Origin of the sequence: Bradyrhizobium sp. SPXBL-04 (assembly GCF_051853035.1) — a bacterium.
GTDB lineage: Bacteria > Pseudomonadota > Alphaproteobacteria > Rhizobiales > Xanthobacteraceae > Bradyrhizobium > Bradyrhizobium zhanjiangense.
Window position 1 is genome coordinate 1,300,506 of record NZ_CP182472.1, and the last position, 23,393, is coordinate 1,323,898.

General features: G+C 64.1%; 24 protein-coding genes and 1 pseudogene. 16 read left to right on the forward strand and 9 right to left on the reverse strand.

Annotated elements, in window-relative coordinates; translation table 11 throughout:
* Window positions 1-19: 19 nt before the first annotated feature.
* Window positions 20-1,210 (reverse strand): glutamine-hydrolyzing carbamoyl-phosphate synthase small subunit, encoded by a 1,191-nt coding sequence (gene carA, locus ACNJX8_RS06140; protein ID WP_091898753.1) that lies wholly within the window; start codon window positions 1,208-1,210, stop codon window positions 20-22.
* Window positions 1,211-1,436: 226 nt separating this feature from the next.
* Between carA and ACNJX8_RS06145 the strand changes: the two genes are divergently transcribed.
* From ACNJX8_RS06145 to ACNJX8_RS06170, 6 genes are all read left to right on the forward strand, one after another.
* Window positions 1,437-1,892, forward strand: coding sequence for a GatB/YqeY domain-containing protein (locus ACNJX8_RS06145; RefSeq protein WP_128931490.1), 456 nt, complete (start codon window positions 1,437-1,439; stop codon window positions 1,890-1,892).
* Between the two features lie 180 nt (window positions 1,893-2,072).
* Window positions 2,073-3,683 carry an acyl-CoA synthetase gene (locus ACNJX8_RS06150; protein ID WP_439361813.1) on the forward strand — a complete coding sequence of 537 codons (1,611 nt, stop codon included), beginning with the start codon at window positions 2,073-2,075 and terminating at the stop codon, window positions 3,681-3,683.
* Between the two features lie 9 nt (window positions 3,684-3,692).
* Window positions 3,693-4,160: a MarR family winged helix-turn-helix transcriptional regulator gene (locus ACNJX8_RS06155; RefSeq protein WP_439359912.1), complete on the forward strand. Its 468-nt coding sequence runs from the start codon at window positions 3,693-3,695 to the stop codon at window positions 4,158-4,160.
* 82 nt (window positions 4,161-4,242) lie between these two features.
* Window positions 4,243-4,611, forward strand: a complete 369-nt coding sequence (locus tag ACNJX8_RS06160; RefSeq protein ID WP_128931492.1) for a YybH family protein — start codon at window positions 4,243-4,245, stop codon at window positions 4,609-4,611.
* A gap of 2 nt (window positions 4,612-4,613) precedes the next feature.
* A complete protein-coding gene (locus ACNJX8_RS06165; protein WP_439359913.1) occupies window positions 4,614-5,057 on the forward strand; it encodes a hypothetical protein in 444 nt (147 codons plus the stop codon).
* Between the two features lie 130 nt (window positions 5,058-5,187).
* Entirely contained in the window at window positions 5,188-5,961 is a 774-nt protein-coding gene (locus ACNJX8_RS06170) for a DUF2189 domain-containing protein (protein WP_439359914.1), read from the forward strand.
* Between the two features lie 157 nt (window positions 5,962-6,118).
* On the opposite strand, the gene ACNJX8_RS06175 is transcribed toward ACNJX8_RS06170, so the two are convergent.
* Genes ACNJX8_RS06175 through ACNJX8_RS06185 form a run of 3 tightly spaced genes read right to left on the reverse strand, consistent with a single transcriptional unit; the run spans window position 6,119 to window position 7,405 of the window.
* On the reverse strand, window positions 6,119-6,631 hold the full coding sequence (locus ACNJX8_RS06175) for an SRPBCC family protein (RefSeq protein ID WP_439361814.1): 513 nt from the start codon (window positions 6,629-6,631) through the stop codon (window positions 6,119-6,121).
* Entirely contained in the window at window positions 6,631-7,098 is a 468-nt protein-coding gene (locus ACNJX8_RS06180; RefSeq protein WP_439359915.1) for an SRPBCC family protein, read from the reverse strand. The genes ACNJX8_RS06175 and ACNJX8_RS06180 overlap by 1 nt, the downstream gene beginning before the upstream one ends.
* Window positions 7,091-7,405 (reverse strand): ArsR/SmtB family transcription factor, encoded by a 315-nt coding sequence (locus ACNJX8_RS06185; protein WP_091898771.1) that lies wholly within the window; start codon window positions 7,403-7,405, stop codon window positions 7,091-7,093. Before ACNJX8_RS06185 ends, ACNJX8_RS06180 begins: the two co-directional genes overlap by 8 nt.
* Window positions 7,406-7,558: 153 nt before the next feature.
* Here ACNJX8_RS06185 and ACNJX8_RS06190 point away from each other — a divergent pair, with 153 nt between their 5' ends.
* From ACNJX8_RS06190 to ACNJX8_RS06200, 3 genes are all read left to right on the forward strand, one after another.
* Window positions 7,559-9,007 carry an LVIVD repeat-containing protein gene (locus ACNJX8_RS06190; RefSeq protein ID WP_439359916.1) on the forward strand — a complete coding sequence of 483 codons (1,449 nt, stop codon included), beginning with the start codon at window positions 7,559-7,561 and terminating at the stop codon, window positions 9,005-9,007.
* Window positions 9,008-9,009: 2 nt separating this feature from the next.
* A complete protein-coding gene (locus tag ACNJX8_RS06195) occupies window positions 9,010-9,552 on the forward strand; it encodes a hypothetical protein (protein ID WP_439359917.1) in 543 nt (180 codons plus the stop codon).
* 203 nt (window positions 9,553-9,755) lie between these two features.
* On the forward strand, window positions 9,756-10,376 hold the full coding sequence (locus tag ACNJX8_RS06200; RefSeq protein WP_176946147.1) for a LysE family translocator: 621 nt from the start codon (window positions 9,756-9,758) through the stop codon (window positions 10,374-10,376).
* A 3-nt stretch (window positions 10,377-10,379) separates the two neighbouring features.
* Here the strand turns inward: ACNJX8_RS06200 and ACNJX8_RS06205 are convergent, their stop codons facing one another.
* Window positions 10,380-11,183 carry an N-formylglutamate amidohydrolase gene (locus ACNJX8_RS06205; protein ID WP_439359918.1) on the reverse strand — a complete coding sequence of 268 codons (804 nt, stop codon included), beginning with the start codon at window positions 11,181-11,183 and terminating at the stop codon, window positions 10,380-10,382.
* A gap of 290 nt (window positions 11,184-11,473) precedes the next feature.
* Here ACNJX8_RS06205 and ACNJX8_RS06210 point away from each other — a divergent pair, with 290 nt between their 5' ends.
* Window positions 11,474-11,872 carry a gamma-glutamylcyclotransferase family protein gene (locus ACNJX8_RS06210; RefSeq protein ID WP_128941614.1) on the forward strand — a complete coding sequence of 133 codons (399 nt, stop codon included), beginning with the start codon at window positions 11,474-11,476 and terminating at the stop codon, window positions 11,870-11,872.
* Here the strand turns inward: ACNJX8_RS06210 and ACNJX8_RS06215 are convergent.
* A complete protein-coding gene (locus ACNJX8_RS06215; protein ID WP_128931500.1) occupies window positions 11,869-12,432 on the reverse strand; it encodes a chlorite dismutase family protein in 564 nt (187 codons plus the stop codon). The two genes, ACNJX8_RS06210 and ACNJX8_RS06215, sit on opposite strands and share 4 nt — an antisense overlap.
* A gap of 204 nt (window positions 12,433-12,636) precedes the next feature.
* On the opposite strand from ACNJX8_RS06215, the gene dnaG reads away from it, so the two are divergent.
* Both dnaG and rpoD read left to right on the forward strand, forming a co-directional pair.
* Window positions 12,637-14,646, forward strand: coding sequence for a DNA primase (gene dnaG, locus ACNJX8_RS06220; RefSeq protein WP_439359919.1), 2,010 nt, complete (start codon window positions 12,637-12,639; stop codon window positions 14,644-14,646).
* A gap of 375 nt (window positions 14,647-15,021) precedes the next feature.
* Entirely contained in the window at window positions 15,022-17,163 is a 2,142-nt protein-coding gene (rpoD, locus tag ACNJX8_RS06225) for an RNA polymerase sigma factor RpoD (protein ID WP_439359921.1), read from the forward strand.
* A gap of 154 nt (window positions 17,164-17,317) precedes the next feature.
* Here rpoD and ACNJX8_RS06230 read toward each other — a convergent pair whose 3' ends face one another.
* The 3 genes from ACNJX8_RS06230 to ACNJX8_RS06240 form a co-directional block, all read right to left on the reverse strand.
* On the reverse strand, window positions 17,318-17,554 hold the full coding sequence (locus ACNJX8_RS06230; protein ID WP_128931503.1) for a hypothetical protein: 237 nt from the start codon (window positions 17,552-17,554) through the stop codon (window positions 17,318-17,320).
* Between the two features lie 491 nt (window positions 17,555-18,045).
* The gene (locus tag ACNJX8_RS06235; protein ID WP_128947283.1) at window positions 18,046-18,396 is read right to left on the reverse strand and encodes a hypothetical protein; all 351 of its coding nucleotides are present in this window, start codon (window positions 18,394-18,396) and stop codon (window positions 18,046-18,048) included.
* 131 nt (window positions 18,397-18,527) lie between these two features.
* Window positions 18,528-19,055, reverse strand: a complete 528-nt coding sequence (locus ACNJX8_RS06240; protein ID WP_128947282.1) for a hypothetical protein — start codon at window positions 19,053-19,055, stop codon at window positions 18,528-18,530.
* 156 nt (window positions 19,056-19,211) lie between these two features.
* Here ACNJX8_RS06240 and ACNJX8_RS06245 point away from each other — a divergent pair, with 156 nt between their 5' ends.
* From ACNJX8_RS06245 to ACNJX8_RS06260, 4 genes and pseudogenes are all read left to right on the forward strand, one after another.
* A complete protein-coding gene (locus ACNJX8_RS06245) occupies window positions 19,212-20,015 on the forward strand; it encodes a lytic murein transglycosylase (RefSeq protein ID WP_439359922.1) in 804 nt (267 codons plus the stop codon).
* Between the two features lie 545 nt (window positions 20,016-20,560).
* Window positions 20,561-20,935, forward strand: a complete 375-nt coding sequence (locus ACNJX8_RS06250; protein ID WP_439359923.1) for a response regulator — start codon at window positions 20,561-20,563, stop codon at window positions 20,933-20,935.
* Between the two features lie 51 nt (window positions 20,936-20,986).
* Window positions 20,987-21,598: a LysE family translocator gene (locus ACNJX8_RS06255; RefSeq protein WP_439359924.1), complete on the forward strand. Its 612-nt coding sequence runs from the start codon at window positions 20,987-20,989 to the stop codon at window positions 21,596-21,598.
* 233 nt (window positions 21,599-21,831) lie between these two features.
* Window positions 21,832-22,959 (forward strand): annotated as a pseudogene (locus ACNJX8_RS06260) (IS3 family transposase).
* Window positions 22,960-23,393 lie beyond the last annotated feature (434 nt).

Here is a 23,393-nt window from a genome sequence, read left to right on the forward strand (position 1 = left end):
ACGAGAGCCGCAGTGTGCCTCAAGCGCTCTTCTTCTGCCGCATCAGCTCCGCGAAGCGCTGGAACAGATAGTGCGAGTCGCGCGGACCCGGGGATGCCTCAGGGTGGTACTGCACCGAGAACACCGGCTTGCCGTCGAGCTGGATGCCGCAATTGGAGCCGTCGAACAGCGAGATGTGGGTCTGCGTCGCTCCCCTCGGCAGCGTCGTCTCGTCCACGGCAAAGCCGTGGTTCATCGAAGTGATTTCGACCTTGCCGGTGGTCTCATCCTTGACGGGATGATTGGCGCCGTGATGGCCCTGATGCATCTTCTTGGTCTTGGCGCCGACGGCGAGGCCGAGCATCTGGTGGCCGAGGCAAATGCCGAAGGTCGGCGTGCCCGACTTGATCACGTCCCGGATGACGGGCACGGCATATTTGCCTGTGGCGGCGGGATCGCCAGGGCCATTCGACAGAAACACGCCGTCCGGCTTCATCGCCAAAATGTCTTCGGACGAGGTCGTCGCCGGCACCACCGTCACCTTGCAGCCGACGCCGGCGAGCAGGCGCAGGATGTTGCGCTTGATGCCGTAGTCGATGGCGACGACGTTGAACTCCGGCTCGTCCTGGCGGCCAAAACCCTTGTCCCACAGCCAGGGCGTCTCGTCCCAGGTGAAGCGCTGGCCGGAGGTGACCATCGGCACGAGGTCCATGCCTTCGAGGCCCGGCCATTCGCGCGCCTCTTCCTTGAGGCCATGCAGGTCGAACTCGCCGGTCCTGGAATGGGCGATCACGGCGTTGGGCATGCCCTTCGAGCGGATCAGCGCGGTCAGCGCGCGGGTGTCGATGCCGGAGAGGCCGATGATGCCGCGGGCCCTCAGCCACTGGTCGAGATGCTTGGTGGCGCGGTAGTTTGAGGGATCGGTGATCGCGGTGCGCAGGATCACGCCGCGCGCGCCGGGCGTCGCCGCCATGTTCACCGTCTCGATGTCGTCCTCATTGGTGCCGACATTGCCGATATGCGGGAAGGTGAAGGTGATGAGCTGGCCGGCATAGGAGGGATCGGTCAAAATCTCCTCATAGCCGGTCATCGCGGTGTTGAAGCAGACTTCACCGACGGCGTGGCCTTCGGCGCCGAGACCAAAGCCTTCGAGCACCGTGCCATCGGCAAGCACGAGGAGCGCGGTCGGTTTGTGGTCCGGCCAGGCGGGATCGTTGTCATGTTGTGTCATGAGCGCGTTTCATAGTCTGCGCAAACGCCGCCGTCAAAGCGGGAGAGGCCGGATTCACATGCGTTTTTGCATATTTGGCGGGCGGCTTCAGGTACTTAAGCCGGAACTGGCAATTTTGAGCCATTTCGAGCCCTGGCAAGGAAACAATGCACCGGCGGCCGGTCCGGTATGGCCTCTTGCCCGCGAACGGCTTAGATCAGGCGCGACAGATTGAGAGGATCCGACCATGCTGCGCGACGACATCAACAATGCGGTCAAGGAGGCCATGAAGGCCAAGGACGAGCGCAAGCTGTCCACGCTGCGCATGGTCAACTCGACCATCAAGAATGCCGACATCGACGCGCGCGGCAGCGGCAAGCCGCCGCTGTCGGACGCCGACATCCTCGCCGTGCTGCAGAAGATGATCAAGCAGCGCCAGGAGGCGGTCGAGCTCTACGACAAGGGTGGCCGCGCCGAGCTCGCCGCCCAGGAGCGCGAGGAGATCGCGGTGATCTCGGCGTACCTACCGAAGCAGATGTCGGACGACGAGGTGAAGAAGGCGATCGCGGATGCGATCGCTGAAACGGGCGCCGCCGGCATGAAGGACATGGGCAAGGTGATCGCGGTATTGCGAGCGAAATACGCCGGACAGATGGATTTCGGCAAGGCGTCCGGCCTGGTGAAGGCCGCGCTGTCGGGCTAGCTCGTTCTTCCCCTCTTCCCTTTGTGGAGAGGGTGGCATAGGCGGCCTTCGGCTGCCGGCGCTTCGCGCGTCATGCCCGGGCTTGTCCCGGGCATCCATGGCCTTAAACTGGTGGCAACGAACAAGAACGTGGCTGGCCGGGACAAGCCCGGCCATGACGCCGACCGCGGAAACGACCCCATGCTCACCGAAGCCGCAACCTACGACGAGCTCTATCGCAATTTCCGCTGGGACATCCCCGCGCGCTTCAACATGGCGGAGGCGTGCTGCGATCGTCATGCCGATGGCACGGGCCGGCTCGCGCTGATCTATCTCGATGACAACGGCGCCACCACGCGCACGTCCTTTGACGAGGTCGCCGAGATGTCGCGCCGCTTCGCCAATGTGCTGACGGCGGATGGACTTGCGCGCGGCGACCGCGTCGCGGTGTTCCTGTCGCAGTCGCTCGAGCTGCCGATCGTGCACATGGCGGCTTTCCGTGCAGGCCTGATCTCGATCCCGCTGTTCGCGCTGTTCGGCGAGGACGCGCTGGAATTCCGCCTGTCGAATTCCGAGGCCAAGGCGATCGTCACGGACGAGGGCGGCTGGGACAAGCTTGCAAAGATCCGCAATCGCCTGCCGGAGCTGAAGAATGTCTATGTCGTCGGCGAGCGCGCACCTGAGGGCGCGAAATCATTCTGGGACGCGGTCAAGGCAGCCTCGCCCGACTTCACGCGGGTCGATACCTCCGCCGATGATCCCGCGCTGATCATCTATACCTCGGGCACGACCGGAAACCCCAAGGGCGCCCTGCATGCGCACCGCGTCGTGCTCGGCCATCTGCCGAACGTCGAGATGTGCCACAACTTCCTGCCGCGCCCCGGCGATCTCATGTGGACGCCGGCGGACTGGGCCTGGATCGGCGGCCTCGTCAACGGCCTGCTGGCGTTCTGGTATCACGGCATTCCCCTGGTCGGTCATCGTGCGCGCAAATTTGAGCCGCAGGCAGCGATGCAGATGATGGCGGACCTCGGCGTGCGCAACGTCTTCCTGCCGCCGACCGCATTGAAGCTGATGCGGCAGGCCGGTGTGAAACATCCGGGTGTGAAGCTGCGCAGCATTTTTACCGGCGGCGAGTCTCTGGGTGGCGAATTGCTCGGCTGGGTGCGCGACACCTTCGGCATCGATGCGCACGAAGTCTTCGGCCAGACCGAGTGCAATCTCGTGATCGGCAGCAACTCCAACCTGTTCCCGATCCGACCCGGCGCGATGGGCAAGGCGACGCCGGGCTTCGACGTCCGCATCGTCAACGACAAGGGCGAAGAGCAGAAGCGCGGACAGCGCGGCATCATCGGCGTGCGCCAGCCATGTCCCGTCACCATGCTCGAATATTGGCGCAACCCGGAGGCGACGGCGAAGAAATATGCCGGCGAATTCCTGCTCACCGGCGATCTCGGCGTGCAGGATGAGGACGGCTATTTCTGGTATGTCAGCCGCGAGGACGACGTCATCACCACCGCCGGCTATCGCGTCGGCCCGTCCGAGATCGAGCACACGCTGATGAAGCATCCGTCGGTGGCGATGGCCGCTGTGGTCGGCATTCCCGATCCGATCCGCACCGAATCGATCAAGGCCTGGATCGTGCTGCGCCCCGGCTTTACCGCCAGCGACGCGCTCGCGCGCGAAATCCAGGAGTTCGTGAAGGTGCAGCTCGCCGCCCACGAATATCCCCGCTTCGTCGCGTTCGCAGAGACGCTGCCGATGACCGCCACCGGCAAGGTGTTGCGGCGTGAGCTGCGGGCAAAAGGTTAGCTTCCGACAATGGCAAAGACGCCTCAAGCCGCGGGGCTTCGCCGCGCCTCGCTGCCGAAGCTGCACGAGCTGGATGCGGCGCTGGAGCTGATGTACTACGGCTGGCGCGGCATGACGCTGGAGGCCGACGCATATCTTGCGAAGCAGGGCCTGTCGCGTCCGCACCACCGCATCCTCTACGTGGTGGCGCGCCGGCCCGATATCGCGATCGGGTCGCTGATCGAGATCCTCGGCATTTCCAAGCAAGCCCTCAACCGGCCGCTCAACCTGCTGCTGGAGCGCAAGCTCGTGACGTCGAAGCGCTCGCCCGAGCAGCATCGCTCGAAACTGCTGCGCCTCACGACGGCGGGACAACGCATCGAGCAAAGGGCATCGGACCACGAACGCAAGGTGCTGCGCGAAGCGTTCGACCGCGTCGGCGCGCCGGGTACGGCGGCATGGATGGGCGTCATGGAGGCGATCGCCGACAACAACTAATCGTAATCTCAAGTCAATATAGTTGACATGAGGTTCTGGCTTTGCCATTTTCCCGGCCAACGAGCCAGGGAGGACGCCGATCATGGGGGCACAGGCAATGAATCGCGCGACCATCGAACGCTTTGTCGCGGCATGGTGCGCGAGCTGGTGCAGGGTCGATATCGATGCGGTCGTCGCGCATTTTGCCGACAATGCGCAGATGCGCAGTCCTCTTGCTCTCACACTGACGGGCTCTCCACTCGTCACGGGCGCCGAGAACATCCGCGCCTATTGGCGGAAGGCCTATGGCCACATCGAGAGCGCCGACCTGAAGATCCTGGGCTGGAGCTGGGATGAGGCGATCGCGCGACTGACCGTGTGGTGGCAGCTTGGCGACACACGCGCCAGCGAGTTCATGGACTTCGACGATGCGGGCCGTGTGGTGCGCAGCGAAGCCTTTTACGGAAAATAGTCATGCGCATTTCGGATATCGTTCTGCTCCTCAACACGCTCTGGTTCGTCGGCGCCTTCATCCAGTTCAGCATCGCCCAGCGCAACACGCTGAAGATCCTGCTGCCGCGGGAAGAGCGTAGCAACCCGATCGCGCCGACCCTGGCGGCCAGCGTCGCGTTCCTGGGCGGGATGAATCTACCGATCGGACTGTTGTCGTTCTATCTTCTGGCCGCGCGTCCGTCCTTCTTCCAGCCGGTCGAAGCCCAGCTCGCGCTGTTCCTGTTCTTCGCCGCCTGCCATTTCAGCCAGTTCGCCTACAACGTTCCGGTGCTGATGCGCGGCGGCCGCGTCGGGGTGGCCTACTGGCCCGTGCTGAAAGGCCCGATGCTCAGGATCTTCGTCGTCGATGCGGCTCTGTTCGTGGCAAATCTCGGTGTGGCGCTGCTGCTCACATCGCGCGCCTGACAAGCGCTACGTTTTCCGGTGGCGGATGGCGGTATCAGCCGACCGTCAACTCTTCCAATGCAAGGATCGCGAGAGCGAGCTAACATCAGCCCAACAACACGCGGCGAAGATCGCGTGAGGGAGGAAGCTGATGTCCATCTCGGGCAAGGTTGATCCGGTGGTGCGTCCGGTCGTGGCGACCGACATCGCCGAGGCGCTGGTCGAGGGCCTGCGCGATTTCCAGGCGCTGCCGCTCTACGGCGTCTGCTTCGGCGCGCTCTATGCCGCCGGCGGCATCGTCATCATGCTGTGCCTCACCGCCTTCGGCATGGTCTATCTGGTCTATCCCCTGGCGGCGGGCTTCGCGCTGATCGGACCGTTCGTCGCGATCGGTCTCTATGAGGTCAGCCGCCGCCGCGAGCGCGGCGAGCCGGTCTCCTTCGGCGCGATCTGGTCTGCGGTGCGCTCGCGCAGCGAAATCGGCTGGATGGCGTTCGTGACGCTGTTCGTGTTCGTGGTCTGGATGTACCAGGTGCGGCTCCTGATCGCGCTGCTGCTCGGCCTGCATGCCTCGTTCTCGAGCCTTCAGGAATTCATGACGGTGGTGTTGACGACCAACGAGGGCTTACTGTTCCTCGCCATCGGCAACGCGGTCGGTGCCGTGCTGTCGCTGATCCTGTTCTCGCTGACCGTGGTGTCGTTTCCGCTGCTGCTCGACCGCGACGTCGATTTCGTCACGGCCATGGTGACGAGCGTGCGCGCGGTGGTGATGAGCCCGCTGCCGATGATCTCATGGGCCGCGGTGATCGTGATGCTGCTGATCGTCTCCGCGCTGCCTTATTTTCTCGGCTTGATCGTGACGCTACCGGTGCTGGGGCACGCGACCTGGCATCTCTATCGGCGGCTTGTGGTGCCGATTCCATAGTCGTCCTGGCGAAAGCCAGGACCCATTACCCCGGGGAGCAGTTTGGCGCGAACTGGTCATGACCAGCCTTCGTCAAATCGGCTTTGGTGGCAATGGGTCCTGGATCTGCGCGCCACTTCGCGGCACTTGTCCAGGACGACAGCGGAGATTGCCGCAGCTACGGCGTCTTGATCCCCATCGCCTTCAGCGCATCGAGCATCCGTTGCGGCGGGCCGAGCTTGACGACCAGCGGCTTGCCGGTCTCGAGCAGGCTCTTGAGGCTGGACAGGATCGCCGGCCAGCCGGAGCGCCCGCCTGCAAGAATATCATCGCTGAGCGGGCGATCGTGGCCTTCGCTCATGGTGAGCCGGACCGCATCGCCGACCTGTTCGATCTCGTAGGTGACGAGGGTCGGGCCGAGCTTCTCGATCAGATCGGGCCAGTTGACGTTGAACGTGACCGCGAGTTTTTGCGGCGGATCGTAGGCGAGAACCTCGCCGCTGATGTGCACGGCGCCGTCGGGCGTGCGCACGATGAAGGCACCGCCGAGCCGTGGCTCGACCTCGACGGCATTGCCGAAGAAATACTGCCGGCTGAACTTCGCCGAGGTCAGCGCCTCCCATACCTTCTCGGGCGTGGAGGCGATGTAGATGGTGTAGACGGTGAGCGGCGTGAATTGATCGAGACTCATCATTGAAATCCTTCGATGCCGAGTGCGGCGGGCGGAATGGTGGGCGCCTTGCCGGTCTCCAGCAGGCTCTTGAGCCCTGACAGGATCGCGGGCCAACCCTTGGAGATGCCGTCGAGCAGCTTGCTGCCGGCGGCGAAGCCTTCATGCGTCACCGTCAGCTTCACGAGATTGCCGTGAGGCACGATGGTGAAAACGACTTTCGTCGCCGCCTCGTTCCGCATCTCCTCCATCAGCTCGTGCTTGAACGTATAGGAGAGCCGCCGCGGCCGGTCAGCCTCGAGGATCTCGCCGGTGTCCGTGACCTTGCCGCCCATCACGAGGGCGAGGGGCGAGCCGACCTTCCAATCGGACCTGACTTCGGTGTCGAACCAGTACTGCCGCGTGAACGCGCTGTTGGTCAGCGCCTCCCAAAGCTTCTCCGGCGTGGTCTCGATATAGGTGACGTAGACGAACTCCGGCTTACTCATCGCGCTTCTCCAACTGACGTTTCAACTCGCTGAGCGCGGCGAGCTTGCCGCGCTCGAACTTCCTGATCCAGCGTTCGCCGATCTGATGGATCGGCACGGGGTTGAGATAGTGCAGCTTCTCGCGGCCATGCCTGATGGTGGTGACGAGGTTGGCCTCCTCCAGAATGGCAAGGTGCTTGGTCACGGCCTGACGCGTCATCGCAAGTCCCTCGCAGAGCTCGTTCAGCGTCTGGCCGTTCCGGGCGTGAAGCCTGTCCAAGAGCGAGCGTCGTGACGCATCGGCGAGCGCTTTGAAGACCTCATCCATGCCGTGATAATAGGCAACCAAATGGTTGCATGTCAAGCGCGGCTTGAGAAGTTGCATGTCAAGTGCGGCTTGAGAAATCGTGTTTTGGTCGCGCGCAATCCGCCGTGTTAGCCTCGCACCTCAGCCAACGCAGATTGGTTCCGGGAGGACTTCATGTTCCGTTGCGTCTTGACTGCTGCCTGCCTCGTCTTTTTTGCCGGCAGCACGGCCGTTCACGCCCAGAAGCAGCAAGTGATCGGCGCGCCGCCGGAATCTTCCAACATGAAGCTGGTCGGCACCAACGATCTCCAGGCGCGCAGCGCCTATCAGCCGACCATCCATCATCAGGGCGATCGCTGGATCGCCTATATCGGCCATCACGGCGGCACTGACGACGTGCCCGCGCCCGTCAACCCGATGACCGGCAAGGCCGAACCGAATGGAACGTCCATTGTCGACGTCACCGATCCCGCGCATCCAAAATATCTGCGGCATCTGCCGGGGCAGGAAGGCAAGTACGAATCCGGCGGCGCGCAGATGGTGCGGGTCTGCGACGGCAAGGCGTTGCCGAAGGGCGATCCAAACGCTGTCTACATGCTGCGCACCTTCGGCAGCGAGGCGCATGAGATCTGGAACGTCACCGATCCCGCCAGCCCCGTGCTCATCAGCCGCATCGGCGGCTTGAAGGACACGCATAAGAGCTGGTGGGAGTGCGATACCGGCATTGCCTTCCTGGTCTCGGGCGCACCGGACTGGCGCACGCGGCGGATGACGCAGGTCTATGATCTCTCCGATCCCGCGCATCCGCAGAAGATCCGCGACTTCGGCCTGCCCGGACAGGAGCCCGGTTCGACCGGCGCGGTGCCGACCGAATTGCACGGTCCGATCTCGACCGGGCCCGATGGCAATCGCGTCTATTTCGGCTATGGCACCAACAAGGGCGGCATCCTGCAGATCGTCGATCGCGAAAAGCTCTTGAACGGGCCGAAGGAGCCGACGGCGGACAATCTGCGCTATCCCGAGATTTCGCGTATGCCGATGTCGGCCTTCAACGGCGCGCACACCACGTTCCCGATGCTCGACATGCCCATCGCCGAGTTCGCCGAGGACAAGGACGGCAAGACCCGCGACATCGTGATGATCGTGGACGAGGCGATCTTGAACGAATGCGGCGAGGCGCGGCAGATGGTCTGGTTCGCCGACGTCACCACCGAGGCGCGGCCGATGATGATCTCGAGCTACACTGTGCCGGAGGCGAGCGGGCAGTTCTGCCAGCGCGGCGGCCGCTTCGGCTCGCATTCCTCCAACGAGAGCATGGCGCCGGTCTACTACAAGAAGATGGCCTTCATCGCCTTCTTCAATGCCGGCGTGCGCGCGCTCGACATCCGCGATCCCTATCACCCCAAGGAAGTCGGCTATTTCATTCCGTCGATCACGGCTGCCACCGACAAGCGTTGCATCCCCGTCGAGGGCGGCGAGCGCTGCAAGGTCGCGATCCAGACCAACAATGTCGAAACCGACCACCGTGGCTACATCTACATCGTCGATCGCGCCAATACCGGCTTGCATATCCTCGAGCTGACAGGACCGGCGCGCACCGTCGCCGGCCTGCCGAAGAATTGACGATGCGGCGCGCGGCGGCGATCGCGGCCGTGATGATCGCGTGTGGTGTGTCCGGTGTCGCGGCCTACCAATTCGCGCCGCCGCCGATGCAGGACTTGGCGCATTGGCGCGAGATCGCCTGGCCGTTTCCACGCGATGGCTGGCCGGTGGGCCGTGCATTCCGCTGCGACGGCGCCTGCGCGGGCACCGAGGTCTACGTGCGCGCCAAGCGGGGCTTCTGCAATTGCGACCGCGGTGTCGCCGACGATGATGAGGTGGATCGTGTTGCGGACGTCGATCTGATCAGCCCGCGGTTTGCGGCGGCCGCACCGGGTGAGGAGGTGGGGTTTGGCGAGATGCGCGGTCGCGCAAGGCGCTACGATCTCGACATGTACGATGGCGCTCGTCGCGCCGCGATCGGTATCGCCGTCTCGCGCCGCTGCGATCTGCTCGTCGCGGTCGCGCAAGGCGCGGGCGATGCGAACGACTTGCAGCGCGCGACGCTAGCGTTTCTGGAAACGGAGGAGATGAAGCAATGGATGGTCGCTGCGCTCGATGGAAGGTGATGTTGGTGCGCCGCTTCCACATTCTCCGCTGTCATTCCCCGCGAAGGCGGGGATCCAGTATTCCAGAGACGCTGGTGGGGATACGGAGAGGCCGCGGCTTGCTGGATGCCCCGCCTCTGCGGGGCATGGGCTGTGATTGAGGAGCCTTCCGTTCCTGCCCTTCCCATGCATTAATGCGCACAAACCGCAGCGAGTCCTCCCCCATGATGTCCATGCAAGCCTATCTCGCCTTCGTCGCCGCCTGCATTGCGCTGGCGCTGCTGCCGGGGCCGATCGTCACCCTCGTCATCGCCAACGGCCTGCGCCACGGCACGCGTGCAGCACTGACCAATGTTGCCGGCGCGCAGGCGGGTCTCGCCATCGTGATCGGCGTCGTCGCGGTCGGCCTGACCTCGCTGATGGCGACCATGGGCTACTGGTTCGACTGGGTGCGCTTTGCCGGCGCCGCTTATCTGGTCTGGCTCGGCATCAGGCTGATCTGGGCGCCGGTCGAGGGCGTCGGCGTCGACGCGCCGCCTCCGCCGCCGCGCGGCGGCTTCTTCCTGCAAGGATTCCTGGTGCTGCTGTCGAACCCGAAAGTCCTGGTGTTCTTCGGCGCCTTCATCCCGCAGTTCATGGACATGAACCAGCCGCACGTTCCGCAAGTCGCGCTGCTGGGCGCAACCTTCATGGTCACGGCGGTCATGACGGACGCGCTCTACGCCATCGCCGCCGGACGCGCCCGCAAATTCTTCTCGGCGCGCCGCACGCGCATGATGTCGCGCATCTCCGGCGGCTTCATGATCGGCGGTGGCATCTGGCTGGCGCTGACCAGGGCCAAGTGAAGCCTACACCAACAGCTCCGCCTTCAGCTCGACCTCGATCTCGGCAAAGATCCGCGCCAGCCGCTCGGCCCATTGCCGCTGGCCGGACTGATCGGCGATCAGATCCTGGCGGATCTCGATGCCGGTGTTGACGAGGCCGCGCGCCTCGCCGTGCACGGGAATGGTGTAGTCGGTGTGGTCACTCACCGCATAAGGCTCGTTGTCGCCGACGACGAGATCGCTTTCAGCGCGGAGATGTTTCAAGAGCAGCTGCGGCAGCACGGTGTCGCGGTTATACAGGGCGCCGATGTGCCAGGGCCGCGCGCCGCCGGCATAGACCGGCGTAAAACTGTGCAGCGACACCAACACCGTCGGTTGCTTGCCGCGCAGGCGGCGGGCAATCGTGGCGTCGATGCGATGATGATAGGGCACAAAAATCTCGCGCCGCCGCGCCTCGCGCTCCCATTCCGAAATGCCCTCGTTGCGCGGAATCGCGGTGGCTTCGGAGATCACGGGAATCGAGCTCGCCACGGCGGGCGGGCGGTTGCAATCGATCACGAGCCGCGAGTAGCGCTGCGCGATCAGATGCGCGTCGAGCATTTTTGCGAGCCGCTCGGCGACGCCGGCAATGCCGATGTCCCAGGCAATGTGCCTGACAAGATCGCTTTCCGCGACGCCGAGATCGCCGAGCGCGCGCGGCAGCACCCGTCCGTAGTGATCCGCGGTGAGCAGGAAGGGCGATTGGCCGCCCGTATTCACCTCATGCACTGGCGCAATGTCGCCCTCGCCGAGGAGCTGATCGGTCGCGTCGGCGGTGTCTAAAGCCATCCTGATTGCCTATGGAAAAAGTCGCCCCGAAAGTCGGATGGAAATCGGTATAGGTTGGTTCGCTTCAAATCACCATGCTTCACCGAGGATGCCGTTGAGAGCGTCATTGCCTACACATCGTCGTCCTGGCGAAGGCCAGGACCCATTACCCCGGCTGCCCGTGCGGCCCGAAGCTGGGACGATCAGATTGCCCATTGCTGCGTTCGGTGGCTATGGGTCCTGGCCTTCGCCAGGACGACAGCGAATATGCGGCGCTGTCGTTCCGCATCGTTGCCAGCTATAGATTCCCCATGACCACCGATCGTCTCTTCGTCTACGGCACCCTGATGCGCGGCTTCGATCATCCGATGGCGCGACTGCTCTCGGCGCATGCGGATTTCCTGGGGGAAGCGACCTGCCGCGGCAGGCTCGTCCTGGTGAAGCATTATCCGGGGCTGCTGCTGTCGGACGCGCCGTCCGACATCGTCCATGGCGAGCTCTTTCACTTGCGGGCCGGCGACGAACTCCTGCGCGAGCTCGACATGTATGAGGCGTGCGGCGAGGGCTTTCCGGAGCCGACCGAATATCTGCGCAGGCTGATCGACGTGACGCTGCCAGACGGCACCACCGAGAAGGCCTGGACCTACATCTACAACTGGCCCGTCACTGATCTGCCGCGCATCGAGTCCGGCCGCTTCCTCGATCACTAAGCCGACAGCACCTCCTTCACCATGCGCAAATCGACTTCACGCTCGACGTAACTCCATTCCTCGGTCCGTCGCAGCATCGCCACGAGCTCTTCGAACAGCGCGGCATGAACCGGAGCGAACTCGAACCAGGTGAGGAAGTCGAAGGGCTCGCCGAGGTCGCGGCAGTGATAGAGCTGCCGCGCGATCGCGGGCAGGTAGCGCAGGCTGCTCGCGATGTGGTGCGATCTGTCCTCGAAGATTTTGCGGCGCTCTTCCTGCGTCAGCTCCCACCAGGCCTGCGACTTGCGGATCGGGATCAGCGCTGCGCTGGTCGCCTCTAACCGGCCGAGGCCGGCCTGCACAGCTACGAGCTGCTCCTTCTCGGGCCGCTCGGTGTAACGCAAGCTGCTCGTGACGCCGACCAGCCGCCAGGCATTGCGCGAGGGCACCAGCGGCAATGAGACGGCTTCGCTGTCGGTGACCGACAGCGCCGGCACGAAGGGCAGGGGCTCGCCCGTCACAGGCGAAATCGAGGTCACACGCCAGCCCCCGCTCTGGCCACCTCGAAAGGTCCTGAACATGGGGGTATGGAAGCGTGGAACCGGGCGCGGTTCAAGCTTTTCCGCGGCCTCCGTCATCTCCGGACGCGATCCCAGCAACGACGGAATGGCCTGTGCATAGGTCGAATAACCCGGATAAGCCCGACAAACCTAGCCTTTAGCCCAGCCGCACCTATATCCCTAACCTTTCGCCCGACTCACACGGTTTCGCGCTACACACACGCCATGCGCTTCACGCCTCAATTCCTCGACGAGCTTCGTGCCCGGCTTTCGGTCTCCGAAGTCGTGGGCAAGCGCGTCAAGCTGAAGAAGGCGGGGCGGGAGTGGAAGGGGCTGTCGCCGTTCCAGCAGGAGAAGACGCCGTCCTTCTACGTCAACGACCAGAAGGGATTTTACCACGACTTCTCCTCCGGCAAGCACGGCGACATCATCACCTTCGTGATGGAGACCGACGGCGTGCCGTTCGCGGAGGCCGTCGAGCGGCTCGCGGGCATGGCGGGTCTGCCGCTGCCGGCGGTGACGCCAGATGCGGCCCGGCACGAGCAGCGGCGCAAATCGCTGCATGACGTGATGGATCTTGCGGCAAAATTCTTTGCGGAGACGCTGGCCTCGCGCGTGGGGGCGAAAGCGCGCGGCTATCTCGCCGACCGCGCCATCTCGCCGGCGACGCAATTGCAGTTCCGCCTCGGCTATGCCTCGCCCGACCGCTTCGCGCTGAAGGAGCATCTCGGCAAGCTCGGCGTCTCCGTCGACGACATGGTCGAGACCGGCCTGCTCGTGGGCGGCGAGGACATTCCCGTGCCGTACGATCGCTTCCGCGACCGCGTGATGTTTCCGATCACCGATTTGCGCGGCCGCGTCATCGCCTTCGGCGGGCGCGCGCTGGAGAAGGACGTTCCGGCCAAATATCTGAACTCGCCGGAGACGCCGCTCTTCCACAAGGGCGACAATCTCTACAACCACAAGACCGCGCGCGCCGCATCCCACAACGGCGCGCCGCTGATCGTGGTCGAAGGCTATGTCGACGTCATCGCCATGGTCACCGCGGGCTTCGCAGGCGCCGTCGCGCCGCTCGGCACCGCGCTCACCGAAAGCCAGCTCGCGCTGCTCTGGAAAATGGCGGACGAGCCGATCCTGTGCTTCGACGGTGACCGCGCCGGACAGAAGGCGGCGTATCGCGCCGCCGACCTCGCGCTGCCCTTCCTCGCACCCGGCAAGAGCCTGCGCTTTGCGCTGCTGCCGGAGGGGCAGGACCCCGACGATCTCGTGCGCTCGGGCGGGCGCGGCGCGATCGAGGAGGTGATCGCGGCGGCACGTCCGCTCGCCGACATGATCTGGTCGCGCGAGCTCGAAGGCGGCAATTTCGCCACGCCCGAGCGCCGCGCCGCACTGGAGGCGCGCATCAAGGAGCTGTCCAACGGCATCCGCGACGAGGTGGTGCGGCGCTATTACCGCGACGACTTCGCCGACCGGCTGCAGCGCGCCTTTGCGCCCGAGGGCGGGCGCGGCGGCTTTGGTGGCCGGGGCAATTTCCGCGGCAATTCCGGTCGGTCCTTTCAGCCCAGGGGCGGGGGAGGGGCGAATCGATTCGGTGGCCAGGGATTTGGTGGAGGCCGCCGCGGCCCGCCCGGTCCCGTGCCGCTGCCCTCCGGCCCCTACCAGGCGGCGAGCCCGCAGCTGGCGGCGAGCCCGATCATGCGCGGCCAGCGCAGCGCCATCTCCCGCCGGGAGGCCCTGATCCTGCAATGCCTGATCAACCACCCCTGGCTGCTGCATGAGCACCTCGAGGAGGTGGCGGCCCTGGAGCTGGCCCATCCCGAAGCTCATAAGCTCAGGGCCGGCATCATCGCCGCCTTTGCCAACGACCATCACCACTCAGCGGACCCCGGCGAGCAGGCCGAGAAGATGCGCGCCGATCTCGAAAAGGGCGGATTTTCTCAAACACTTCAAAGGGTTGAGAACGGTATCACGACCGCGGCGGTGTGGGGCGCCCGCGACGGCGCGGCGCGGGACGACGTTCTTGCCACCTGGCATCAGCTGGTTGCCTTGCATCGGCAATGGCATTCACTACTTAGAGAGCTGAAAGACGCCGAGCTGGCCTTGGGGGAGGACCCCAGCGAGGTCAATTTGGCATGGCTGCGTGACGTCAAGGCTCGGATAGGCGAAGTCGACGGTACCGAGGCCCTGATCGAGGGTTTTGGTGAGCTGTCGGGCCGGCTCCAGAAGAGCATGTGATGAAGAATCATGCGGACGGCCGCGGCCGAAACCGCTAAAAGACTCGCCAAATCCTGGGTTTGGCGGCAAAAACAGGGTTAATCGAGGCTTAACGGTCTTGTAGCACTTTGGCCCAGAGGCGGCCGCAGGCAGAACAGACGCGTCAGGAATGAATCCGCGCGAACACTGTTGGCACTACACCTGCATCCGCTGCGGCAAAGAGGCTCACGAAGCGTTAGGCAAATCCGGCGAGAGAAAGTTGGGGGTGGCGAGAGACATGTGCGCCGCCCTTTCCGTGTCGAGAGCTGCCGAAGCGAGAGCGTCGAGCAACAGGTTCATGTGAATTCAGGCAGGCGGGGCGCGCCGTCTGCATTGAAGCGCGTTTAGGAGCAATGGATGGCCACCAAGGCAAAGACGCTGCAGGCGAAGGACAAGGAAAAAGACGACAAGGCAGCGGATGCGCCGGAGAAGGACTCCCAGGACGCGCCCTCGCCCTTGCTCGACCTGTCCGACGCCGCCGTGAAGAAGATGATCAAGCAGGCCAAGAAGCGCGGCTTCGTGACCTTCGATCAGCTCAACGAAGTCTTGCCGTCCGACCAGACCTCGCCCGAACAGATCGAGGACATCATGTCGATGCTCTCGGACATGGGCATCAACGTCACCGAAGCCGAGGACACCGAAGGCGAGGACGAGAAGGACGAGGCCGACGACGAGACCGATAACGAGCTCGTCGAGGTCACCCAGAAGGCCGTCACCGAGGTCAAGAAGAGCGAGCCGGGCGAGCGCACCGACGATCCCGTGCGCATGTATCTGCGCGAGATGGGCACGGTCGAGCTGCTCTCCCGCGAAGGCGAAATCGCCATTGCCAAGCGCATCGAGGCCGGCCGCGAGGCGATGATCGCAGGGCTCTGCGAAAGCCCGCTGACCTTCCAGGCCATCATCATCTGGCGTGACGAACTCAACGAAGGCAAGATCTTCCTCCGCGACATCATCGATCTCGAAGCGACCTATGCCGGCCCCGACGCCAAGGGCGGCATGAACACCGCGATGATCGCCGGGCCCAACGGCGAGAGCGGCGAAGCCTCAGCCGAGGGTGGCGACGCCACCGCGTCCACAGCTGCCCCCGCGCATGTCGCCCCGCCCGCTGCGCCCCCGTCGCCGACCCCGTTCCGTGCCGCACCGGCCGCCGCCGGCGCTGAGGCCGGCGAGGAGAAGGATCCGGGCGAGGCCGCGGCCGAAGCCGACATGGACGACGACGAGTTCGAGAACCAGATGTCGCTCGCGGCGATCGAGGCCGAGCTCAAGCCGAAGGTGGTCGAGATCTTCGACAAGATCGCCGACAGCTACAAGAAGCTGCGCAAGCTTCAGGAGCAGGACATCCAGAACCAGCTCCAGAACGAGTCGCTCTCGCCGCACCAGGAGCGCAAGTACAAGAAGCTGAAGGACGAGATCATCGTCGAGGTGAAGTCGTTGCGCCTCAACCAGGCCCGCATCGACAGCCTCGTCGAGCAGCTCTACGACATCAACAAGCGCCTCGTCTCGCACGAGGGCCGCCTGATGCGTCTTGCCGACAGCCACGGCGTCGCGCGCGAAGACTTTTTGCGCAACTACACCGGTTCTGAATTGGACCCGCGCTGGCTCAATCGTGTCTCAAAGCTGTCGGCCAAGGGCTGGAAGAATTTCGTCCACCACGAGAAGGACCGCATCAAGGACCTCCGCCACGAGGTGCATCAGCTTGCCGCGCTGACCGGCCTCGAGATCGTCGAATTCCGCAAGATCGTGCACTCCGTGCAGAAGGGCGAGCGCGAAGCACGCCAGGCCAAGAAGGAGATGGTGGAAGCCAACCTCCGTCTCGTGATCTCGATCGCGAAGAAATACACCAACCGCGGCCTGCAGTTCCTCGACCTGATCCAGGAAGGCAACATCGGCCTGATGAAGGCGGTCGACAAGTTCGAGTACCGCCGCGGCTACAAGTTCTCGACCTACGCGACGTGGTGGATCCGGCAGGCGATCACCCGCTCGATCGCCGACCAGGCGCGCACCATCCGCATCCCCGTGCACATGATCGAGACGATCAACAAGATCGTGCGCACGTCCCGCCAGATGCTCAACGAGATCGGCCGCGAGCCGACCCCGGAAGAGCTCGCCGAGAAGCTCGGCATGCCCTTGGAGAAGGTCCGTAAGGTCCTCAAGATCGCCAAGGAGCCGCTGTCGCTGGAGACGCCGGTCGGTGACGAAGAGGATTCACATCTCGGCGATTTCATCGAGGACAAGAACGCGATCCTCCCGATCGACGCCGCGATCCAGTCCAACCTGCGCGAGACCACCACGCGCGTGCTGGCCTCGCTCACCCCGCGCGAAGAGCGCGTCCTGCGCATGCGCTTCGGCATCGGCATGAACACCGACCACACGCTGGAAGAAGTCGGCCAGCAGTTCTCGGTGACGCGCGAGCGTATCCGCCAGATCGAAGCGAAGGCGCTGCGCAAGCTGAAGCATCCGTCGCGGTCGCGGAAGCTGCGGAGCTTTTTGGATAATTGATCGTAGGCAGCGATCCAAAGCAAAACGGCGGGCGTTGGCCCGCCGTTTTTGTTTTGTCGTCATTGCGAGCGCAGCGAAGCAATCCAGAGTCTTTCCGCAGAGGCATTTCTAGATTGCTTCGCTGCGCTCGCAATGACGTGGAGAAGCTGAAGGCCTACTTCTTCTTCGCCCCGACCCGCTCGATCCGCTTGATCTCGAGCGCAGGCCGCCCAGACTTCTCGGCGATCTCGCGGTCTTGCTCCATGATGAAGCCGCGCGCGGGCTCGTCGCCGTCGAGACCGCCGAGCAGCTCAGCGGGCACGCGGCGGTTGGAGCGTTGTGAGCCGTCTTCATAGACGACGTTGAAAAAGGCGAACTCGCCTTTGGGATTGGTTCCGGGTTTTTTGGCCATGGCGGCTTGTCGTCGATCAGGAGGCCGCAGTCAAATGACTTCGGCTGTTATCGACATCAGCGTCGCGCCGGAGCGTTAGATTGACCAACAATGGAGCCGCGATTGCCAAGCGCCTGCCGCGCCTCTCAGCCTCAATAAACGGCGGGCCGCAAAGCCCGCCGTTTATTTGGTCTTCAGTGTCGCCCGGGGCTGGCGGGGCGACAACTTAAAATAGAAGACTATAGAACATGCCCTGCGATGGCAAGTCAAATCGTGGCGGCGTTGATGTCGCAGCGGGCGCATCAGATATGCGTTGGTCGCGGCATGCGGTTTTGAAGCGCGTCGCAACAATTGCTTGGATCATTAAATCAATTTGTTCATCTCTCAGGCCATCGCAATGCAGCGCGGCTGGCGCGCTTTGTAGCAAAGCGCGCCAACCTGCACGCCTTCCCGCCTGCGTGCAGGTGATGTGATCCGATGTGCAAAAGCGAGTTCCATCACCCCCGCATATCTCAGGGTGTGCGCCTGCGCGGCGCAAGTTCCTGCGCGGCGAGCCGCGATCCGTGTCCGCCGTCATGCCCGCTGCGCTCTTCCTTGCGACCCTGCGCCATGATCGCGCTGCCCATCGCGGCGGAGCCGAAGGTGATGAGGAAGGACGCGAGCAGCAGCGCAAGCGCGATGCCGGGCGAACGGTCGGCGAAGATCAGCTCGCGCAGATGTCCGGGATTGAGCCAGAGCAGTCCGCCGACGAGCAGCGCCGCAGCGCAGGCGCCGATCGCGAGGTTGATGGCGAGCAGGCGGAAGAGGGGGATGCGGAGGAGGGCGCCGCGAGGTGGATGAAAAGGCCGCTGGCGGTGGGACATGGGTGATTGCCTCACGGGCACTTGATGCAGAAGTCGAACGCGTCGTCCGACCATTGGCATCATAGCGGCTCGTTTCTCATTCGTCCTCGCGACGCGCCCCGAAACGACCGGGGTTTGCGCCGCCCTTTATCTCACGCCGCAGGCGCAACCCGGCTGTCGGCCTCGGGCTCCTGCGCCGCCTGCTGCCGCTCCATCATGGTCTGCCACAGCGTTGCGATGCTCACCTGCGTCTGCGGCGCAATCAGGCAGTGGCCCTCATTGTCGAAACCGCAAAACCGCACCGACGGGTCCTTCTTCACCTCGGTCAGCGCCTGGTTGATCATCTCCAGGCAGGTCATGACCTGGCCAACGTCCTGAAGTCGCGTGTGGTGCAGGATGTCCATCAGGCGGACCATCATCACCGCGGGCTGGCCAAAGCTGATGCCGGGACGGCCGAGCTCGAACAGCACGTTCACCGCGGGAAATACGCCGCGGATGTGCTCGAGCACGCTGGCCATGTCCTCCACGCTACAGGCGACGAGATGGGCGGCCTGCGGCGGGGCGGCGGCCGGCGTCCGCGGCGCGAGGCCGAGCGCGGCGATGACCTCCTGCTCGATCCATTGCCGCACTGGTGCGGGGGCATTGCGGATCTGCTCGGCGGTCAAGGTAATTCCGGTCATTGGCTGGTCTCCTGGGCGGCTCTCCTGTTCGCTGCAATCTAGAAAGCAGGGCGCGAGACACGTTGATGCGGATCAAGCGCGCCGCTTTGACGGTTCCCGCTTTCCCGGGCATGATCCGCGCCGCTTCACGCCAGGATTTTAGGGGGATTGCTCCACATGCTGAGACTGCTTCTCGCCGCCGCGTTCGCCGTTTGTCTGGCCGGGTCGGCGCAGGCCGCGCGCTGCGGCGGCGACTTCAATAGCTTTGTCGCAACCATGGCGTCAGAAGCGCAAGGAGCCGGCGTCTCGGCAAGCGTGACCAATGCGGCGTTCAGCGGTGTGACCCCCGATGGCGCCGTGCTCGCCTTCGACCGCCGCCAGCGCCACACCTTCAATAAGAGTTTTGAGCAGTACGTCTCGACCCGCGTCGGCCCCGGCCGCATCAACGGCGGGCGGGCGCTGCTCCAGCGCCATGCCGCGCTGCTGTCACGCATCGAGCAGCAGTTCGGCGTGCCGCGCTATATCCTGGTGGCAATCTGGGGACTGGAGAGCGATTTCGGCAAGGGCGACACCGGCAAGCTGCCGGTGATCAAGACGCTGGCGACGCTCGCGCATGACTGCCGCCGCACCGATCTGTTTCAGGGCGAGCTGCTCGCCGCGCTCAAGATCGTGCAGCGCGGCGACCTGCCGCTGCGCGACCTCATCGGCGCCTATGCCGGCGAGATCGGCCAGACCCAGTTCCTGCCGTCGTCCTACATCAAATACGGCGTCGATTTCGACGGCGACGGCCATGTCGACCTCCGCCACAGCGTCGCCGACGTGCTCGCCTCGACCGCGAACCTGCTCCACACCAGCGGCTTCAAGATGGGCCAGCCCTACGGCGAAGGCACCGCCAATTTCGAAGCGATGCGCGAGTGGAACAGGGCGGTGGTCTACAGGAAGACCATCGGATATTTCGCGGATCGTTTGATGGGGCAGTGAGGGGCGATAGCCGCGGTCGTCATTGCGAGCGAAGCGACTTGTCCGCCGAAGCCTTTGGCGAAGCGGAAGCAATGCAGAATCTTGCCGCAGAGGCAGCCCGGATTGCTTCGTCGCAAGAGCTCCTCGCAATGACGGTGGAGAGTCGCGCGCGATCTCTCCCCCATCGTCGTCCTGGCGAAAGCCAGGACCCATTACCCCAGGGAAGAGTTTGGCGACGACTGGCATTCACTTGCATTGGCTGAGCAACTGCCAGTCTTCGTCAAATTGAATTCGGTGGTTATGGGTCCTGGCTTTCGCCAGGACGACGGCGGAGGATGCCGGACGGTAGCAGATCCATGAAGCGGCGTCGTTGCCGCTCAGGATGCGCGGCTCGTTCTTTTTCGATGCCGCTGATGATGCGCAGCGCGGCCCTTCGGCGTGGTCATGAGGTTCCCCGCCAAGCCCTTAGAGCGGGAACCATGATTTACATTTTTTCAGGATGGAACTGAACAATGGCCGAGTTGGACCTTTAACATGTGTTACGTGAGCAAATATTGGAGCCGCTGATGGGACAGGCACAACCATTTCGTGCAACAGCGCTGATCGTTGAAGACGACGTCATGCAGCGGGAGATGCTGAGTCTTCTTCTCGAAGAGAGCGGCTACCAGGTCATCCAGTGCGAGAGCGCCGAGGACGCCGAACGCGTCCTCGACAAGGACGCGGGCGCGCTTTGCCTGTTGCTGACCGACGTCCAGCTCGCCGGAAGCATGAGCGGGGTCGAGCTCGCGCATGTCGCCAAGGAGCGCAATCCCAAGCTCGACGTTGTCGTCACCTCCGGCCGTCCCTTGAAGCAGCCCTTGCCTGCCGGCGCAAAATTCTGGGCAAAACCCTGGGCACCGCTCGACGTGCTGCGCGAGGCCGAGATCGCGCAGATGTCCTGACGACTATTCCGCAGGCTCGCTTTCTCGCCGCGAGCTGGTAAGGTCGGCCCAATGACCTGGTCCTTCCTGCTCACCTCGCTCATCGTCGTCGCTTCGCCCGGCACCGGCGTGCTCTATACGCTCGCCGCGGCGCTCACCCGCGGCTCACGCGCCAGCGTCGCGGCGGCCTTCGGCTGCACGCTGGGCATCGTGCCGCACATGATCGCGGCGATGCTCGGCCTTGCCGCGGTGCTCCACACCAGCGCGCTCGCCTTCGCCGCGCTGAAATGGTGCGGCGTCGCCTATCTGCTCTACATGTCCTGGCAGGCGCTGCGCCAGCGAGGCGCGCTCGCGGTCGAAGGCAAGATCGCGGAGCGGTCGAGTGGCCGCGTCATCGTCACCGGCTTCCTGATCAACATCCTCAATCCCAAACTGTCGATCTTCTTCCTCGCCTTCCTGCCGCAGTTCATCGCGCTGGATGAGGCCCATGTGCTGGCGCGGATGCTGGAATTGAGCGGCGCTTTCATGGCGATGACCTTTGCCGTGTTCGTCGTCTATGGCCTCTGCGCCGCCTCGGTGCGCGAGCGCGTCGTCTCCCGTCCCCGCGTCATGGCCTGGCTGCGCCGCAGCTTTGCCGCCGGCTTTGCCGCACTCGGCGCCAAGCTTGCGTTTGCGGAGAGGTAGGCTTTCCTTCAGTTTTCCCGCTTGCTTCCTTCACCTCTCCCCGCTTGCGGGGAGAGGTCGCATCCCATCGCAGATGGGATGCGGGTGAGGGGGTACAGGTCCATCGACAATCTCATGCGGGGATAGAGGCCCCTCACCCCAACCCTCTCCCCGTAAGAACGGGGAGAGGGAGTATGAACCTCCTCCGAATGAGTGGACACCTGTAGTAGGCTCATTGAGCCCGGAGGTGTCGAATGGAACGTCAACGTCGGTCATTTACCGAAGAGTACAAGCGCCAGGCCGTTGAGCTGGTGGTGTCGAGCGGTCGCTCGATCACGTCGGTAGGCAAGGAACTCGGGCTGCGCGACTCGGTGCTGCGGCGCTGGGTGGATAAGGCCGGGCAGCAGCCGGCATCGGCGGCGTGGCGCCCCACCACGCAGGCGACGCCGATGTCGGCGGACCAGGCTTCGGAGATCGCCCGGTTGCGCCAGGAGAACGAACGGCTGCGCATGGAGCGCGACATTTTAAAAAAGTCGATCGCGATCTTTGCCGGAACCCGGACATGAGCTTCCGCTTCATCGAGGACCATCGCGACGCCTATCCGGTACGATTGATGTGCGCCGTGCTCGAGGTCTCGCCGGCCGGCTATTACGCCTGGCGCGATCGCCCGGCGAGTCAGCGGACCAAATCCAATGCCACGCTGCTGGCTGCGATCCGGCAGGCCCATCACGACAGCAGCGGACGCTACGGCAGTCCCCGCGTCCATGCCGTGCTGCGGACGCAGGGCCGTGGCGCCAGCCGCGGCCGGATCGAGCGGATGATGCGCCGGCACGGTATCCGCGCCATCACGGCGCCGCCGCGCCGGGTGCGCACCACCGACAGCCGTCACGACCTGCCGATCGCCCCGAACCTGATCGCGCGCGACTTCACAGCGGAAGCCCCGAACCGGCTGGCTGTATCTGGCGGCCGTCATGGATCTCTTCAGTCGAAAGATCGTCGGCTGGGCCACGCGGGATCACATGCAAGTCGAACTCGCATCCGCGGCGTTGACGATGGCCATCCAGCAGCAACGGCCGCAGGCCGGATTGATCCACCACTCCGATCGCGGCGTGCAGTATGCCTCACACGCCTATCGCGACGCTCTCACGGGCGCCGGCATCGTTGCATCGATGAGCCGCAAGGCCGATTGCTACGACAATGCCCCGATGGAGAGCTTCTTCCATACCCTGAAGACCGAGCTCGTTCACCATCGCGACTACCAGACCCGCGCCGAGGCCCAGCGCGATATCTTCGCCTTCATCGAGGGCTTCTACAACCGCACCCGGCTCCATTCCGCGATCGGATATATCGCCCCGATCGAGATGGAGCTAAAAGCCGCTTAAACCCGTCCACTTTTTCGGGGGAAGATCAGTAAACTCAGCCAATAAAAAAAAGCGAGCCTTGCGCCCGCCACCTTCAAACACGCTCGACTTCCCGACGCCCGGGCGGAGCGAGGCTCCACCCGGGCAAAGAAAAAGAAGCCGCGTTACTTCTTCTTCGCCTTCTTGGCCTTCTTCGCCTTCTTCTTCGCCGCCTTCTTCGCTTTCTTAGCCATAGTATCCTCTTAGGGGTTAATGGTGGAACGCGACACGAGGGATGCTCGGCGGAGGGCCAGCCTCGCAACATCCTCGACGGCAAGCTCAGCAGATTCGCAGGTCTCTGCCCCGCGCCGTCACATCCGTGTCATCGTGTTATCCACAGCTCAGATGCATTTTCAGGTGATTTTGGTGCGCGAATCCGCATCGCCGCGCCAGCGCGGCATCGCCGGCGACAGGCT

Coding starts and splice junctions, on each gene's coding strand:
- ACNJX8_RS06250 (WP_439359923.1), top strand. CDS start 20,561: ATGGGACAGGCACAACCATTTCGTGCAACAGCGCTGATCGTTGAAGAC.
- ACNJX8_RS06170 (WP_439359914.1), top strand. CDS start 5,188: ATGTCCATCTCGGGCAAGGTTGATCCGGTGGTGCGTCCGGTCGTGGCG.
- ACNJX8_RS06215 (WP_128931500.1), bottom strand. CDS start 12,432: ATGTTCAGGACCTTTCGAGGTGGCCAGAGCGGGGGCTGGCGTGTGACC.
- ACNJX8_RS06255 (WP_439359924.1), top strand. CDS start 20,987: ATGACCTGGTCCTTCCTGCTCACCTCGCTCATCGTCGTCGCTTCGCCC.
- ACNJX8_RS06190 (WP_439359916.1), top strand. CDS start 7,559: ATGTTCCGTTGCGTCTTGACTGCTGCCTGCCTCGTCTTTTTTGCCGGC.
- ACNJX8_RS06165 (WP_439359913.1), top strand. CDS start 4,614: ATGCGCATTTCGGATATCGTTCTGCTCCTCAACACGCTCTGGTTCGTC.
- ACNJX8_RS06150 (WP_439361813.1), top strand. CDS start 2,073: ATGCTCACCGAAGCCGCAACCTACGACGAGCTCTATCGCAATTTCCGC.
- ACNJX8_RS06145 (WP_128931490.1), top strand. CDS start 1,437: ATGCTGCGCGACGACATCAACAATGCGGTCAAGGAGGCCATGAAGGCC.
- ACNJX8_RS06240 (WP_128947282.1), bottom strand. CDS start 19,055: ATGACCGGAATTACCTTGACCGCCGAGCAGATCCGCAATGCCCCCGCA.
- ACNJX8_RS06160 (WP_128931492.1), top strand. CDS start 4,243: ATGGGGGCACAGGCAATGAATCGCGCGACCATCGAACGCTTTGTCGCG.
- ACNJX8_RS06210 (WP_128941614.1), top strand. CDS start 11,474: ATGACCACCGATCGTCTCTTCGTCTACGGCACCCTGATGCGCGGCTTC.
- ACNJX8_RS06205 (WP_439359918.1), bottom strand. CDS start 11,183: ATGGCTTTAGACACCGCCGACGCGACCGATCAGCTCCTCGGCGAGGGC.
- ACNJX8_RS06180 (WP_439359915.1), bottom strand. CDS start 7,098: ATGAGTAAGCCGGAGTTCGTCTACGTCACCTATATCGAGACCACGCCG.
- ACNJX8_RS06155 (WP_439359912.1), top strand. CDS start 3,693: ATGGCAAAGACGCCTCAAGCCGCGGGGCTTCGCCGCGCCTCGCTGCCG.
- carA (WP_091898753.1), bottom strand. CDS start 1,210: ATGACACAACATGACAACGATCCCGCCTGGCCGGACCACAAACCGACC.
- ACNJX8_RS06175 (WP_439361814.1), bottom strand. CDS start 6,631: ATGAGTCTCGATCAATTCACGCCGCTCACCGTCTACACCATCTACATC.
- rpoD (WP_439359921.1), top strand. CDS start 15,022: ATGGCCACCAAGGCAAAGACGCTGCAGGCGAAGGACAAGGAAAAAGAC.
- ACNJX8_RS06185 (WP_091898771.1), bottom strand. CDS start 7,405: ATGGATGAGGTCTTCAAAGCGCTCGCCGATGCGTCACGACGCTCGCTC.
- ACNJX8_RS06200 (WP_176946147.1), top strand. CDS start 9,756: ATGATGTCCATGCAAGCCTATCTCGCCTTCGTCGCCGCCTGCATTGCG.
- ACNJX8_RS06245 (WP_439359922.1), top strand. CDS start 19,212: ATGCTGAGACTGCTTCTCGCCGCCGCGTTCGCCGTTTGTCTGGCCGGG.
- ACNJX8_RS06235 (WP_128947283.1), bottom strand. CDS start 18,396: ATGTCCCACCGCCAGCGGCCTTTTCATCCACCTCGCGGCGCCCTCCTC.
- ACNJX8_RS06230 (WP_128931503.1), bottom strand. CDS start 17,554: ATGGCCAAAAAACCCGGAACCAATCCCAAAGGCGAGTTCGCCTTTTTC.
- ACNJX8_RS06195 (WP_439359917.1), top strand. CDS start 9,010: ATGCGGCGCGCGGCGGCGATCGCGGCCGTGATGATCGCGTGTGGTGTG.
- dnaG (WP_439359919.1), top strand. CDS start 12,637: ATGCGCTTCACGCCTCAATTCCTCGACGAGCTTCGTGCCCGGCTTTCG.